Annotated in this window: 13 protein-coding genes; 8 read left to right on the forward strand and 5 right to left on the reverse strand. The window is 66.4% G+C overall.

The window, feature by feature from the left end; genetic code table 11:
• The first annotated feature begins 341 nt into the window (after nt 1–341).
• Genes A9W99_RS18725 through A9W99_RS18735 form a run of 3 tightly spaced genes read left to right on the forward strand, consistent with a single transcriptional unit; the run spans nt 342 to nt 2,773 of the window.
• Nucleotides 342–1,220, forward strand: a complete 879-nt coding sequence (locus tag A9W99_RS18725; protein WP_067381407.1) for a condensation domain-containing protein — start codon at nt 342–344, stop codon at nt 1,218–1,220.
• Nucleotides 1,192–2,130 carry a thioesterase domain-containing protein gene (locus A9W99_RS18730; RefSeq protein WP_172828908.1) on the forward strand — a complete coding sequence of 313 codons (939 nt, stop codon included), beginning with the start codon at nt 1,192–1,194 and terminating at the stop codon, nt 2,128–2,130. The genes A9W99_RS18725 and A9W99_RS18730 overlap by 29 nt, the downstream gene beginning before the upstream one ends.
• Nucleotides 2,117–2,773 carry a DUF6875 domain-containing protein gene (locus A9W99_RS18735; RefSeq protein ID WP_067381413.1) on the forward strand — a complete coding sequence of 219 codons (657 nt, stop codon included), beginning with the start codon at nt 2,117–2,119 and terminating at the stop codon, nt 2,771–2,773. Before A9W99_RS18730 ends, A9W99_RS18735 begins: the two co-directional genes overlap by 14 nt.
• Before the next feature lie 67 nt (nt 2,774–2,840).
• Here the strand turns inward: A9W99_RS18735 and metG are convergent, their stop codons facing one another.
• On the reverse strand, nt 2,841–4,397 hold the full coding sequence (gene metG / locus A9W99_RS18740; RefSeq protein WP_067381415.1) for a methionine--tRNA ligase: 1,557 nt from the start codon (nt 4,395–4,397) through the stop codon (nt 2,841–2,843).
• An 18-nt stretch (nt 4,398–4,415) separates the two neighbouring features.
• Here metG and A9W99_RS18745 point away from each other — a divergent pair, with 18 nt between their 5' ends.
• The 5 genes from A9W99_RS18745 to A9W99_RS18765 all read left to right on the forward strand — a co-directional run bounded on the left by A9W99_RS18745 (nt 4,416) and on the right by A9W99_RS18765 (nt 10,371).
• Complete coding sequence (locus A9W99_RS18745) at nt 4,416–5,276, forward strand: TatD family hydrolase (protein ID WP_067381418.1); 861 nt, start codon at nt 4,416–4,418, stop codon at nt 5,274–5,276.
• Between the two features lie 180 nt (nt 5,277–5,456).
• Nucleotides 5,457–6,575 carry a resuscitation-promoting factor gene (locus A9W99_RS18750; protein ID WP_067381473.1) on the forward strand — a complete coding sequence of 373 codons (1,119 nt, stop codon included), beginning with the start codon at nt 5,457–5,459 and terminating at the stop codon, nt 6,573–6,575.
• Entirely contained in the window at nt 6,539–7,456 is a 918-nt protein-coding gene (gene rsmA / locus A9W99_RS18755; protein ID WP_067381421.1) for a 16S rRNA (adenine(1518)-N(6)/adenine(1519)-N(6))-dimethyltransferase RsmA, read from the forward strand. Before A9W99_RS18750 ends, rsmA begins: the two co-directional genes overlap by 37 nt.
• Nucleotides 7,457–7,517: 61 nt before the next feature.
• Nucleotides 7,518–8,477, forward strand: a complete 960-nt coding sequence (locus tag A9W99_RS18760) for a 4-(cytidine 5'-diphospho)-2-C-methyl-D-erythritol kinase (RefSeq protein ID WP_067381424.1) — start codon at nt 7,518–7,520, stop codon at nt 8,475–8,477.
• A 259-nt stretch (nt 8,478–8,736) separates the two neighbouring features.
• Nucleotides 8,737–10,371: a fatty acyl-AMP ligase gene (locus A9W99_RS18765; RefSeq protein ID WP_067381427.1), complete on the forward strand. Its 1,635-nt coding sequence runs from the start codon at nt 8,737–8,739 to the stop codon at nt 10,369–10,371.
• A 93-nt stretch (nt 10,372–10,464) separates the two neighbouring features.
• Here the strand turns inward: A9W99_RS18765 and pth are convergent, their stop codons facing one another.
• The 4 genes from pth to A9W99_RS18785 all read right to left on the reverse strand — a co-directional run bounded on the left by pth (nt 10,465) and on the right by A9W99_RS18785 (nt 14,160).
• Nucleotides 10,465–11,040: an aminoacyl-tRNA hydrolase gene (gene pth / locus A9W99_RS18770; RefSeq protein WP_067381431.1), complete on the reverse strand. Its 576-nt coding sequence runs from the start codon at nt 11,038–11,040 to the stop codon at nt 10,465–10,467.
• Nucleotides 11,041–11,057: 17 nt separating this feature from the next.
• The gene (locus A9W99_RS18775) at nt 11,058–11,726 is read right to left on the reverse strand and encodes a 50S ribosomal protein L25/general stress protein Ctc (protein WP_067381434.1); all 669 of its coding nucleotides are present in this window, start codon (nt 11,724–11,726) and stop codon (nt 11,058–11,060) included.
• Nucleotides 11,727–11,990: 264 nt separating this feature from the next.
• Nucleotides 11,991–12,860 (reverse strand): oxidoreductase, encoded by an 870-nt coding sequence (locus tag A9W99_RS18780; RefSeq protein ID WP_067381437.1) that lies wholly within the window; start codon nt 12,858–12,860, stop codon nt 11,991–11,993.
• Nucleotides 12,861–12,927: 67 nt separating this feature from the next.
• A complete protein-coding gene (locus A9W99_RS18785) occupies nt 12,928–14,160 on the reverse strand; it encodes a cytochrome P450 (RefSeq protein WP_067381476.1) in 1,233 nt (410 codons plus the stop codon).
• Nucleotides 14,161–14,288 lie beyond the last annotated feature (128 nt).

The following is a 14,288-nucleotide window of genomic DNA, read 5'->3' on the forward strand; positions in this document are numbered from 1 at the left end:
ACTGTCACGTCCGTGCTTTTCTCTGCGCGACGTTGATATCCGGTGCTAGCGCATTCCGCAATCGGTTAGCGCCGTGCGTGGCGCTGCTGATGTGGCATGTGTGACCAATCGGACCACCGGCCCATCGGTCACTGTAGCCAAAACAAACTACTGACTTGACGCCAGCGTCGTTAACCGCGATAAGGTATGCGAAATAGCCGATTAGTAAACTATTGGTATGGTATGCATGCCGTCCCCGCGGCCAGGAGGACCGTGTGTCGTTCGTGACCACCGCGCCGCAGGCGGTGCCTGCATGAAAAGCGCCGGGTCGCGGCACGATGGCTCGACTCGGTGAGCACGCCGTGACCGAGACGCGTCGCGTCAGTCCGCGGTCCCGGTCGGCACCGCTGCCGCTGTCGGTTTCGCAGACTCGGCTCTGGAACCTCAGCCGGCTCGCACCGGACTCGCCCGCGTACAGCGAGCTGATCACGATTCGCAAGGCGGGTCCGCTCGACGTGGAAGCGCTGCGCCGCGCGCTCACCGAGGTGGTCGGGAGGCATGAGGTGTGGTGCACCACCTTCGACACGATTGACGGTGTGCCTCATCAAATCGTCCGGAAGCCAACGAAAGTTCATCTGCCCCTTGTTGATTTGACACACCTGAGTCTCGAAGACGCCGCACAGCGCGCTACCGAGATCGCCGCTGCCGACGCCTTGCATCCCTATGACCTGGCCGAGGGCCCGTTGATTCGCCCGCAGCTGATCCGCATCGCCGACGACGACCACCGGCTGCAGCTGGGCCTCCACCATCTGGTTTTCGACTGGACAACGCTGCAGCGCGTGGTGTTCGCAGAGCTGACAGCCCTGTACCGCAGCTACGCCACGGGCGTGCCTGCTGTGGTCGGCGAGTCACTGCCCGAGCCGCAAGCGCAGTACGCCGACTACACGAGGTGGGAGCGTGATTGGGTTCGCGGACGGGAGACAGCCGCCCGAATTGCCAAGTGGCGCTGCCGGCTTGCCGGCAGCACGCCGAGCAGTCTGCCGCTCGATCATCCGCGTCCGCCGAGTCAGACTTTTGTCGGCGGCACGATCCCGCTTGCGATCGACCACGCCACGGCCGAAGGGCTGCGCCGCGCTGCGGGGGCTGCGGGCGCCTCCCTTTTTCACGCGCTGGCTGCCGCATACGCGTGGTGGCTACATCTGTATGCCGCCCGTGACCGACATCGACTCAGACTTCTATGATTTGGGCGGTCACTCTCTCTTGGCAGCCCGCTTGGTCGCCAATATCGCGCTCGAATTTGGTGTCGAGCTGTCGGTAGCAGCGGTCGTCGATGAGGGAAGGACGGTTGCCGGACTCGCCAAGTTGATCGGCGCCGAAAGTTCCGGCGACACTGAGGAAGTCACATCGAGCCCACCGCTGCATTTCATCTTCTCCGACCTTGCGTCCGCGATGAGCGTCAGGCACTTTACCGCGCAGTGGGGTGCCGCGCAGCCGGTACACACGCTGATCCCCGAACAGCCAGGCGGGCAGTTCGACCGATTGGTCGCCATCGAAGACCATGCGAGACAAGCCCTTTCGATGATCCGCCACCGGCAGCCAGTGGGTCCGCTTGCGCTGGCCGGCTATTCGCTCGGCGGCCTGGTGGCCTACGAAGTTGCCCGTCAGGCTGTCCATGCCGGCCAGCAAATCGAGTGGTTGGGCATTCTCGACATCGAGGCACCATCGATGCTGCAGCTGCCGCCGCGCTGGCGGATTCACCGGCTACGCGAAAAGCTCGCGGACGAGCGGGCCAAGTACGCCGAAATCGCGCGGCGAGTGCTTGGGAGTGGTTCGCCGCGGACGCAGCGCGGCTTCGACTGCCGCGGCGCTGCCGAGATCGCAGCTCGCTATCGGCAGCCCGGACATCAGGTGCCGATGCACCTGTTCGTGAGCGAGGTCTCCGCAGCAGCCGCGGAGGAAGATCTGTTGGGCTGGGACGCATTTCACAAGGGACCGTTGGCCGCGGATCGTCTTGCCGGTGACCACGTCGGGCTGCTTCAGCCGCCCCAAGCGGAGCTGCTCGCGACGAGCATGCTCGAATCGCTCTGTAAGTCAAGGGAATCGGAATTTTCTTTTACGGTTGACGCCGCGAGCACCGATGAACCGGCATAGCGCAAAGCTTGCGGCCTTCCGCACCCCAGATCTCTCGGTGCCGCTGTCCACGCTCGCAGGTCCGACGCCTCCGGCAGTGTCGGAGTGGGAGTTTGGGACGGTCAAGCACTGGGCCACGAACTGGTTGAGCAAGGCTCATCCCGATCTCGGGCGTACGGGTGCCGTCTGCCCCTTCACGGGCACTTCGATCAAGAAGCATCTGTTCTGGGTGGCATTCGTGCGCGGGAACAACCTGGACCACGCCAGCATGGTCGGCTTGCTCGAGGAAATCGCAGCGGCGCTGCCGGTACTTCCTCCGGTCGATCGCCCGGAGTCGATCTACAAAGCCGTCGTCGTGGTCTTCCCTGAGGTCACCGAGTTCCGGCAGATCGATGCCGTCCAGGACGAATGCAAGAACGCATTCGTGAAGCGCGGGCTGATGGTCGGCCAGTTTTACCCCGGCCATCAGGAGGAGGGGCTTCGCAACCCGGACTTCAGACCGTTGGACGCGCCGTTCGCGATGCTCGCCGTGCGACACATGGTGGTCACCGACTACCCGTTCCTCCGCGGCAACGAGAACTGGATTGCCGCGCACGCCGCCCGATTTGCCCGGAGATTCCGTCGCACGCGCGCTCGGAGATTGCCAACAGATTTGGCGACCTGATCGGGCCCTGATTGGGCCCTGATTGGGAAAAAGACGCCGTTCGACAATTCGACCTTCGCCCGCTGCTCTACTCCGCTTCGGTTGTCGGCTCCTGGTAACGCGGAAATACACCCGTCGGCGGAGGCAGCGCGGTTCCGGGCGTCAGGCGCACTCCGATGTCGTCGAACGAACGCTGATCTTCGGGCTGGCCGAGCAGGTCCAACAGCTTGCCGGCAGATTGCGGCATGACCGGCTGCACCAGCAGCGCCGCGATGCGCACCACCTCGCAGGTGACGTAAAGCACCGTGCGGAACCTGTCCTGGTCTGCCTCGGCCTCACTTTTGCGCAGCACCCATGGCTGCTGCGCCGAAAAGTACTTGTTGGCGTCGCCGAGCATCAGCCAGATCGCCTCCAGCGCAAGGTGCATCGCTTGCGCGTCGAAATGCGCCCGTGCCCGCTCCAGCAAGCTGTCGGCGATCGCCAGCAGGCCGGCGTCGTCAGCGGTGAAGTCGCCGGGATCGGGCACCACCCCGCCCAGGTTCTTGGCCACCATCGACAGCGACCGTTGGGCCAGGTTGCCCAACTCGTTGGCCAGGTCGGTGTTGATCCGGGTAACGATGGCCTCGTCGCTGTAGCTGCCGTCCTGACCGAACGGCACCTCGCGCAACAGGAAGTAGCGGACCTGGTCGACCCCGAACCTGTCGACCAAGGCTTCCGGGGCGACGATATTGCCCACCGACTTGCTCATCTTCTCGCCGCGGTTGAGCAAGAACCCGTGCGCGAAAACCCTTCGCGGCAGCTCGATTCCAGCCGACATCAAAAACGCGGGCCAGTAGACGGTGTGAAACCTGATGATGTCCTTGCCGATCATGTGCAGATCGGCGGGCCAGTAGCGGCGGAACGACTCCGAGTCGGTATCGGGGAACCCGACTCCGGTCAGGTAGTTGGTCAGCGCGTCGATCCAGACGTACATGATGTGGTCGGGCTGCCCGGGCACCTGCACCCCCCAGTCGAACGAGGTGCGCGAGATGGACAGATCGTGCAATCCGCCGGAGACGAAGCTGACCACTTCGTTGCGCCGCACCTCGGGAGCGATGAAGTCCGGGTTCGCGTCGTAGTGGGCCAGCAGCTTGTCGGCATACGCCGACAGCCGGAAGAAGTAGGTCTGCTCCTCGGTCCAGGTCACCGGGGTGCCGGTTTCCACGGCGATCCGGGTTCCGTCCACCTCGGCGGTCTCCGATTCGACGAAGAACCGCTCGTCGCGCACCGAATACCAGCCCGCGTAGCTGTCCAGATAGAGGTCGCCGGCCGCTTCGATCCGGCGCCAGATCTCTTTGGACGCCTGATGATGGTCGGCGTCGGTGGTGCGGATGAACCGGTCGAACGAAATGTCCAGTCGTTCCTGCAGGCGCTGGAACTCGTCGGAGTTGCGGCGAGCCAGCTCCGCGGTGGGCAGCCCCGCGGCGGCGGCGGCCTGGACCATCTTGAGGCCGTGTTCGTCGGTGCCCGTTTGAAAACGCACGTCGAAGCCGTCGAGCCGCTTGAACCGCGCGATGGCGTCGGTGGCGATGTACTCGTAGGCGTGACCCAGGTGCGGCGCGGCGTTGGGGTACGTAATCGCGGTGGTGACGTAGTAGGGCCTCATTGCGAATCACCCTATTGTGTGCCCGTGAGCTCCAACCGGTCCGGTAACCGACAGACACCTCCCGCTCCCGAGCCGCTGGCGCCGCTGGTCGACGCCCACACTCACCTCGATGCCTGCGGCGCGCGCGACGCCGAAGACGTCAAAGCCATCATCGAGCGAGCCGCGGAGGTGGGTGTGGCGGCGGTGGTGACCATCGCCGACGACCTGGATTCCGCGCGCTGGGTGACGCGCGCGGCCGAGTGGGACCAGCGGGTGTACGCCGCGGTCGCGCTGCACCCGACGCGCGCGAAGGCGCTCACCGACGACGCCCGCGCCGAGATCGAGCGACTGGCGGCCCACCCGCGAGTGGTTGCCATCGGCGAGACCGGGTTGGACCTGTACTGGCCGGGCCGCCTCGAGGGCTGCGCCGAGCCGACGGTGCAGCGGGAGGCCTTCGCCTGGCATATCGACCTGGCCAAGCGGACGGGCAAACCACTGATGATTCACAACCGGGACGCCGACGCGGAGGTGCTCGATGTGCTGGCCGCGGAAGGCGCACCCGAGGCCGTGATCTTCCACTGCTTTTCGTCCGACAGCGCGATGGCCCGCCGCTGCGTCGACGCCGGATGGCTGCTCAGCCTGTCCGGGACGGCGAGCTTTCGCAACGCTCGCGCGCTGCGCGAAGCTGTGCCGCTGATTCCCGCCGAGCAGCTTCTGGTGGAAACCGACGCGCCATTCCTGACGCCGCATCCCTACCGTGGCTCAGCGAATGAACCGTACTGTCTTCCTTATACCGTGCGTGCCATTGCCGAGCTGGTGGACAGCCCTGACGTAGAGTTGGCGCGAATCACGACGAGCAATGCTGCTCGGGTCTATGGGCTGAAGCTACCGGCCGCGTAGTTGACCTGCGTTTACCTGAACTTTCGCAGACGGCCGACGTTGGAGTTGCCGAGCCGTGGCCGATTCGTTACCGTCTTGTGATCGTAAAGGTGGGCCGCCGGGCCCTTTTTTGGCGTGTAGAGCTTCGAAAAGGTCGATGAATTGGTTGCTGAAGTCGGGGATAAGCGATCGTTAGGCGTTCTGGAAAAACTGAATCAAACCCCGTCGCCGGCGCTGCGGGTTCTCGTCGGAGGGCTGCTGTTGACGCTCGCGTTCGCGGGTGGTTACGCCATCTCGACGGCCAAAGAGGTGACGTTGACGGTGGACGGGACCGTGCTGCGGGTGACGACCATGAAGTCGCGAGTCATCGACATCGTCAAGGAGAACGGCTTCGTCGTCGGCGAGCGTGACGACCTCTATCCCGCCGCCGATGTGCAAGTCCACAATGCCGACAACATCGTGCTGCGACGAAGCCGGCCGCTGCAGATCTCGCTGGACGGCCAGCAGACCCGGCAGGTTTGGACGACGGCATCCACCGTCGACGAGGCACTTGCCCAACTCGCGATGACCGACACTGCCCCGGCCGCAGCCTCTCGTGGCAGCCGGGTTCCGTTGAGCGGCATGGCCCTGCCGGTGGTCAGCGCAAAGACGGTGCAAATCAACGACGGGGGCGCGGTGCGCACCGTGCACCTGCCCGCACCAAATGTGGCCGGCCTGTTGAAAGCCGCCGGCGCCCCGCTGCTGGACAGCGACCAAGTGGTGCCCAACGCCACCTCGCCGATCGTCGACGGCATGGAAATCCAGGTCACCCGCCACCGCATTCAGCGGGTCACCGAGCGCGTCCCGCTGCCGCCGAGCTCCCGTCGCATCGAGGACCCGGAGCTGAACGCCAGCCGCCAGATCGTCGAAGATCCCGGCAGCCCCGGCGTGCAGGATGTGACGTTCGCCGTGGCCACCGTCAACGGTGTGGAGACCGGCCGGCTGCCCGTCGCCAACGTGGTGCTGACGCCCGCCCACGAAGCGGTGGTCCGGGTGGGGACCAAGCCCGGCACCGAGGTCCCCCCGGTGTCCGACGGCGCCATCTGGGATGCCATCGCCAGCTGCGAGGCGGGCGGAAACTGGGCGATCAACAGCGGCAACGGGTATTACGGTGGGGTGCAATTCGACCAAAGCACCTGGGAGCGCAACGGCGGGCTGCAATACGCCCCGCGCGCCGACCTGGCCACCCGTGAGGAGCAGATCGCCGTCGCTTCGGTGACCCAGCAGCGCCAGGGCTGGGGCGCCTGGCCGGTGTGCAGCGGAAGAGCGGGTGCACACTGACCATCCGGCTGCTCGGACGCACCGAGATCAGGCGGCTGGCCAAAGAACTCGAATTCCGGCCACGGAAATCGCTAGGACAGAACTTCGTCCATGACGCCAACACGGTGCGACGGGTGGTTTCGACCGCCGGGGTCGGCCGCTCCGACGTAGTCCTGGAAGTCGGGCCCGGGTTCGGGTCGCTCACGCTGGCGTTGCTCGACCGCGGCGCGACCATCACGGCCGTCGAGGTCGACCCGGTGCTGGCCGCACGGCTGCCGCAGACGGTCGCGGAGCACTCGCACAGCGAAATCCACCGGTTGACGGTGCTGAACCGGGATGTGTTGACGCTGCGCCGCGAAGATCTCCCCGAAGAGCCGGCAGCCCCAACCGCTGTGGTCGCCAATCTGCCGTACAACGTCGCCGTCCCGGCCTTATTGCATCTGCTCGCCGAGTTCCCATCCATCCGCACCGTGACGGTGATGGTGCAGGCGGAGGTCGCCGAGCGGCTCGCCGCGGAGCCGGGCGGTAAGGAATACGGGGTGCCGAGCGTCAAGGTGCGTTACTTCGGACGTGTGCGCCGCTGCGGGACGGTGTCACCCACGGTGTTCTGGCCGATCCCGCGGGTGTACTCCGGGCTGGTGCGCATCGACCGGTACACGTCGTCTCCCTGGCCCGCTGAAGAAGCCTTCCGCCGGCAGGTGTTCGAGCTGGTGGATATCGCGTTTGCGCAGCGGCGCAAGACATCTCGCAACGCCTTCGCGGAGTGGGCGGGTTCCGGCAACGAGTCGGCCACGCGATTGCTCGCCGCCAGTATCGACCCGGCCCGCCGCGGCGAGACGCTCTCCATCGACGACTTCGTGCGCCTGTTGCAACGGTCGGACAACACCGCGGCAGCCGGGTAGCCCGCGGCGGCCGTTCGGCCCGTCGCGTGAGGATTGTTGCCGGCAGCGATAGTCTGCTGCCGTGGCTGGGTCTGACGGCAACACCGCCGAGTTGTGGGTGCCGACCGGGTCGGCCACGGTCCGGGCGCCTGGCAAGGTGAACCTCTACCTGGCGGTGGGCGATCGCCGCGAGGATGGCTATCACGAGCTGACGACGGTGTTCCATGCCGTCTCGCTGGTGGACGAGGTGACCGTGCGCAACGCCGACGTGCTCTCGCTCGAGATCGTCGGCGAGGGCGCCGACAAGCTGCCCACCGACGAGCGCAACCTGGCCTGGAAGGCCGCCGAGCTGATGGCCGAACACGTGGGCCGGGCGCCCGATGTGTCGATCATGATCGACAAAGCGATCCCGGTCGCCGGCGGCATGGGCGGGGGCAGCGCGGACGCGGCTGCGGTGCTGGTCGCGATGAACTCGCTGTGGGAACTCGCGTTGCCCCGCCGCGACCTGCGCATGCTCGCCGCGCGGTTGGGCAGCGACGTGCCGTTCGCCCTGCACGGCGGCACCGCCCTGGGTACCGGCCGCGGCGAGGAGCTGGCCACCGTGCTGTCCCGCAACACGTTCCACTGGGTGCTGGCCTTCGCCGACAGCGGACTGCTCACGTCGGCGGTCTACGCCGAGCTCGACCGCCTGCGGGAAGCCGGTGACCCGCCGCGACTCGAGGAACCGGGGCCGGTGTTGGCCGCGTTGGCTGCGGGCGATCCAGAGCAGCTGGCACCGCTGTTGGGCAACGAGATGCAAGCGGCCGCGGTCAGCCTGGACCCGGCGCTGCGGCCAGCGCTACGTGCCGGCGTCGACGCGGGCGCGCTGGCCGGCATCGTTTCCGGCTCGGGGCCCACGTGTGCCTTCCTGTGCGCGTCGGAGGCGTCGGCGATCGACGTCGGCACCCAGCTGTCCGGCGCGGGGGTTTGCCGCAGTGTTCGAGTCGCCACCGGGCCGGTAGCCGGGGCCCGCCTGGTGCCGGCGCCGACAGATGCCTTGTGACTCCGATGTGAATTAGCACTCAACATCGTGTCAGAGTTTGGCAGTTCCTTAAGAGGAGCTTAAGATATCCCGCGGTGACGAACGACGGTAAGCACATGCGCTCCGCTGGGCGGCCTGCCTCTGCCGTCGTCGGCTTATCACTGTTTCGAGACATAACCGCGCCCTTAATGTGTGCGCGCGCCTGCCAGAATGTGGAGCTCGGCAGGCGGAGCATGAGGTCCCGAACCTTGGGAACTGTGCCGGAACCGAGGAGTTGGTTGTGAGCAGATTTACCGAGAAGATGTTCCGCAACGCCCGCGAGACCACCAAGGGCATGGTGACCGGCGAGCCGCACACTCCGGTCCGCCACACCTGGGGCGAGGTGCACGAGCGGGCGCGGAAGATCGCCGGTGGATTGGCGGCGGCCGGGATCGGCCAAGGCGACGGGGTCGGTGTGCTCGCGGGTGCTCCGGTCGAGATTGCTCCGACCGCCCAAGGGCTGTGGATGCGCGGCGCCAGCCTGACCATGCTGCACCAGCCCACCCCGCGCACCGACCTGGCCATCTGGGCCGAGGACACCACGACCGTCGTCGACATGATCGAGGCCAAGGCGGTTGTCATCTCCGAGCCGTTCATGGCCGCCGCGCCGGTGCTGCAGGAGCGCGGCATCAACGTGTTGACCGTCGAGCAGTTGCTGGCGTCCGACCCCGTCGACCCCATCGAGGCCGGCGAGGACGACTTGGCGCTGATGCAGCTGACGTCCGGATCTACCGGGTCGCCGAAAGCCGTCCAGATCACCCACCGCAACCTGTTCGCCAATCTCGAGGCGATGTTCATCAGCGCCGAGTACAACGCCGAGACCGATGTGATGGTCAGCTGGCTGCCGCTGTTCCACGACATGGGCATGATCGGCTTCCTGACCGTACCGATGTATTTCGGCGGCGAGCTGGTCAAGGTCACCCCGATGGACTTCATGCGGGACACGCTGCTGTGGGCCAAGCTCATCGACAAATACCAGGGCACGATGACGGCGGCCCCCAACTTCGCCTATTCGCTGTTCGCCAAGCGGCTGCGCAAGCAGGCCAAGCCCGGTCAGTTCGATCTGTCGACGCTGCGCTTCGCGCTGTCGGGAGCCGAGCCGGTGGAGCCCGCTGACGTAGAGGACCTGGTCGAGGCGGGTAGGCCGTTCGGGCTGAACCCCGGAGCGATCCTGCCGGCATACGGGATGGCCGAGATCACGCTCGCGGTGGCCTTCTCCGAATGCGGCGCCGGCCTGGTCGTCGACGAGGTGGATGCCGACCTGCTGGCCGCGCTGCGCCGTGCGGTGCCGGCCACCAAGGGCAACACCCGCCGGCTGGCCTCGCTCGGGCCGCTGCTGCACGGCATCGAGGCCCGCATCGTCGACGACGACGGCAACATCCTGCCGCACCGCGGTGTCGGGGTGATCGAGCTGCGCGGCGAGTCGGTGACCCCCGGCTACATCACGATGGGCGGATTCCTGCCGGCGCAAGACCAGCACGGCTGGTATGACACCGGTGACCTCGGCTATCAGATGGAGAACGGTCACGTGGTGGTGTGCGGCCGCGTCAAGGACGTCATCATCATGGCCGGCCGAAACATCTACCCGACCGACATCGAGCGTGCCGCCGGCCGGGTCGAAGGCGTCCGTCCGGGTTGCGCGGTGGCGGTACGGCTGGACGCCGGGCATTCCCGCGAGACGTTTGCCGTCGCAGTCGAGTCGAACGCTTTCGAAGATCCGGCCGAGGTGCGCCGCATCGAGCACCAGGTGGCGCACGAGGTGCTGGCCGAGGTCGACGTGCGGCCCCGCAACGTGGTTGTCCTTGGTCCGGGCACCATCCCGAAGACCCCGTCGGGCAAGCTGCGCCGCTCCAACTCCCTGATGCTGGTCACCTAAAGTAGGGCGAGCAGACGCAAAATCCCCCGATTTCGTGCCGAAACGGGGGATTTTGCGTCTGCTCGGCGCTGGTACCCCGGCTAGGCAGGTTGGTTACCACGCGTGGACGCGGTTTTGCGCGGGTTCCAGCCCAAGCTCGATGAGCAACTCGGTGGCGTCGGCGGCCTGCTCGCAGATGGTGGGGACGTCAGCGCGCTCAGCGGCGGTGAAGTTCTCCAGGACGAAGGCGGCCGGGTCTTTGCGGCCTGGGGGACGGCCGATCCCGATGCGCACCCGCTGAAAGTCCTTGGTACCCAGCGCAGACGCCACCGAGCGCACCCCGTTGTGCCCGCCTTCGCCGCCGCCGAACTTGAGCCGGATGGAACCGAACTCGAGGTCGAGCTCGTCGTGAACGACGATGATGTCGGCCGGCGGCACGGAGTAGAACTTCGCCAGCGGGCCGATTTGGCGGCCCGACTCGTTCATGTAGCAGCGGGGCTTGGCCAGCACCACCGAGCGCCCCGCCAGCCGGCCCGTCAGGACCTCGGCGCCGGAACGCTTGTGCGCCTTGAATTTTGCACCCAGGCGTGCTGCCAGCAGGTCGGCGACCATGAACCCCAGATTGTGCCGCGTTCGGGCGTAGTTCTCTCCTGGGTTCCCCAAGCCGACCACCAATTGGGGTTCGGCCACTTTTGTCTCCGTGGGGTCTACTCGGATTCGTCCGCAGAGGTTTCCGCGGCTTCGCCGGCCTCTTCTTCGGCGCCCTCGGCACCCTCAGCGGCCTCGGCTTCCTCGCCCGCACCCTCTTCCTCGAGGTCCTCGGCCGTCGGCGCGTTCACCACGTTGACAACCAGCGATTCGGGGTCGGAAATTAGGTTGACGCCCGCCGGCAGGGCGATCTGCCCGGCGGTGAACTGGGTGCCCGGCTCGGCGCCCTCGACGGACACGGTCAACTGCTCGGGAATCGACAGCGCCTCGGCCTCAATCTCGATGGCGCTGGTCTCCTGGGTGACCAGCGTGTCGGGTCCGGCCTCGCCCTCGATGACCACGTTGACCTCGACGGTCACTTTTTCGCCGCGACGCACGACCAACAGGTCGGCGTGCTGGATGGTGCGCCGGATCGGGTGGATGTCGAGCGCTTTGGTCAGCGCCAGCTGTTCTTTGCCTTCGATGTCGAGGGTCAGTACCGCGTTGGTACCGGAGTGCCGCAGCACGGCGGCAAAGTCATGACCAGGCAGTTCCAGGTGTTGTGGATCGGCGCCGTGACCGTACAGGACGGCGGGAATCTTGCCGTCGCGCCGGGCCCGGCGAGACGCGCCCTTGCCGGTCTCGCTACGTACCTTGACGGCGAGTTGGTTGACTGCTGACTTTGCCATCGTGTCGCTCCTGTGTGTCTGGTGACCACGGCCAGGATCGCGACAGTATGTCGGTCTCCGTCGATAACGGTGCTGGCTGCTTGGCCTGCCACCCTCGCCGTGACGCCCGGTCAGGTTAGCGCATGCGCGGGTCGGAGCGGAAATTGCGAGTTGCCCGTTGTCACTTCCGTCACGCGCCGAGCCTGCGCTGGTGGCGTCGAGCCTGCCGCCGATTTCGTCGCCCTGGCCGCAGGCTTGCGCAGCTCGCCAGACCTGGCGTGCGGCTCAGGACGGAAACTTGGTGCCCGTGAGCTGCTCGGACACCTGCCAGAGCGCGTGGGCCATAGCCAGGTCTCGAGCCGCCCGGCTGCGTCCGACCGCTTGTGTTGGCCCGACGTAGCCGAACCGGGGCCCGACGTACGTGTCTCCCGGCAGGTCTTGCGACGCCGCGTAAAGCGTTTGCCGAGCGCCGAAATCCGCGTCGGTGGCGACTATCCGAGTGGCCGCCGAGACGATCGTGTCGGATAACTTGCGGCCCGAGGCGCCCTGCAGGTTGGTGTGCGAGTAGCCGGGGTGGGCTGCCAGCGCGCGCAGCGGCGAATCGACGGCGTCGAGGCGGCGCTGCAGCTCGCTGGTGAACAGCAGGTTGGCGAGCTTCGATTGGCTGTAGGCCAGCCAGGCCGAATACCGGCGGCTTTTCCAGTGGAGGTCGTCGAGGCGGATGCGGCCCGGCCAGTGTGCCATCGACGAGATTGTCACCACCCGATCGGACAGCTTGGGCAGCAGCAGGTTGGTCAGCGCGAAATGACCGAGATGATTGGTGCCGATCTGGCTCTCGAAGCCGTCCGCGGTCATGGCGTACGGGGCGGCCATGATGCCGGCGTTGTTGATCAGGATGTCGGCGTTGTCCACTTCGTCGGCGAACTGCCGCACCGACGACAGATCCTGCAGGTCGAGTTGACGCACCTCGACTTGGCCGTGGATTTGCCGCGCGGCGGCATCGCCCTTTTCCGTGTTGCGGACGGCCATGACGATCTTGGCGCCCACGCGCGCCAGCTCTCGGGCCGTCACCGCCCCGAGCCCACTGTTGGCGCCGGTGATGATGACGGTGCGCCCGGCGAACGACGGCAAGTCGGCGGCGGTCCAGTCGGCCATGGCTGGGAAGCCTAGTGGTGATCGCAAGCGCGGCGGAGCCGGGCGCGGCGGGTCGCCACCATCAGGGCTAGTGCGTGTCGAACTCCAAGGGCACGGACAGGGGTCCGGTGATTCCGCTGATAGCTCTCCACGGGACCGGGCCGGCCAGGCGGGCATTCGGCATCCGCGCGGTGATGACCCGAAGAGCTTCGGTCAGTTCCAGCCGCGCGAGGTGAGCGCCGAGGCAGTAGTGCACGCCGCCGCCGAAGTTAAGGATGGCTGCTGGGTTTGCCCTGGTGATGTCAACACGTTCCGGGTCGTCGTAGGCCTTCGGGTCGCGGTTAGCCGAGGCGGTGTTGGCGAGTACCAGCGTGCCGGCGGGAATACGCACCCCGGCCAGCTCGACGTCCTCGGCGGCTTCCCTGATGGTGCCGAAAATGATTGGGCTGTAACGCATTAGCTCGTTGACAGCGTCCGGGGCCAACTCCGGATGGCGGGCAACCATCGCCCATTGGGTGGGGTGGGCGCACAGGGTTTGCACCGCGGCGGCGAGCTGGTGGCGAGTGGTATCGGTACCCGCGCCGAGCAGGGTGGCGCACAGCATGAGCATTTCGTCGTGGGTGAGTCGGTCACCGTCTTCTTCGGCGCGGATGAGATCGGAGATCAAATCGTCGGTCAGGCAAGCGCGCCGGCGGATGATCAACTCCTCGAGGTAGTCGTCCAGTTCGTTCCACGCCTTTTCGATCACCGGGGCGTCGTTGGCGACGCCGGCCTCGAGAAATTTCTTGATGTCGTCGGTCCAGTCCGAGAACAGCGGCCAATCCTCGCCGGGTGCGCCCAGCAGCGCACAGATGATTTGGGTGGGATAACTTTTTGCGATATCGGCGACGATGTCGCAATGCCCGACGCTGGTGAACGGTTCGACCAGCCCATTGATGACGTCGACGGTCAGGGTGCGCAGCCGTTCGGCGGCGCGCGGTGAGAAGGCCTTTGAGACGAGCCGGCGCAGTCGGTGATGCGCAACCCCGTCCATGCCCAGGATGTTGTTCACTGCCCGGTCCCACACCGGACCTGACGTGACGCCGCGCACCGCCAGCCCCATGGCGTGGGCGGTGACGAATCGGTTGTCGCGCAACATCGCGCGGACCAGCTCGTAGCTCAACAGCTCCGGGCCATAGGCGCCGATCGCGATCGGGGTTTGCGCGCGGGCGTCGGCGAGGACGCGGTGCGCTTCCTCAGGATCGGTGAGGTGATCGTAGGCAATGCGGGGCAGTCCGGCGTCAAAAACGCTTGGGCTTTCGAGTGCGGTTTGGATCGTCATGGCGTCGACTATCCGGCGGTTGACGGCCAAGACCATCGGCGTCAGCGCGTAGATCTGCGCGGTGTGGGGTCGTAATTTCGCGAGCCACGAGCGGCACGGCGCGCGCTCTACCAGCCCGTTCTGCAGAG

This window comes from Mycobacterium sp. 1164966.3 (assembly GCF_001665395.1).
In the GTDB taxonomy this organism is placed as follows: Bacteria; Actinomycetota; Actinomycetes; order Mycobacteriales; family Mycobacteriaceae; genus Mycobacterium.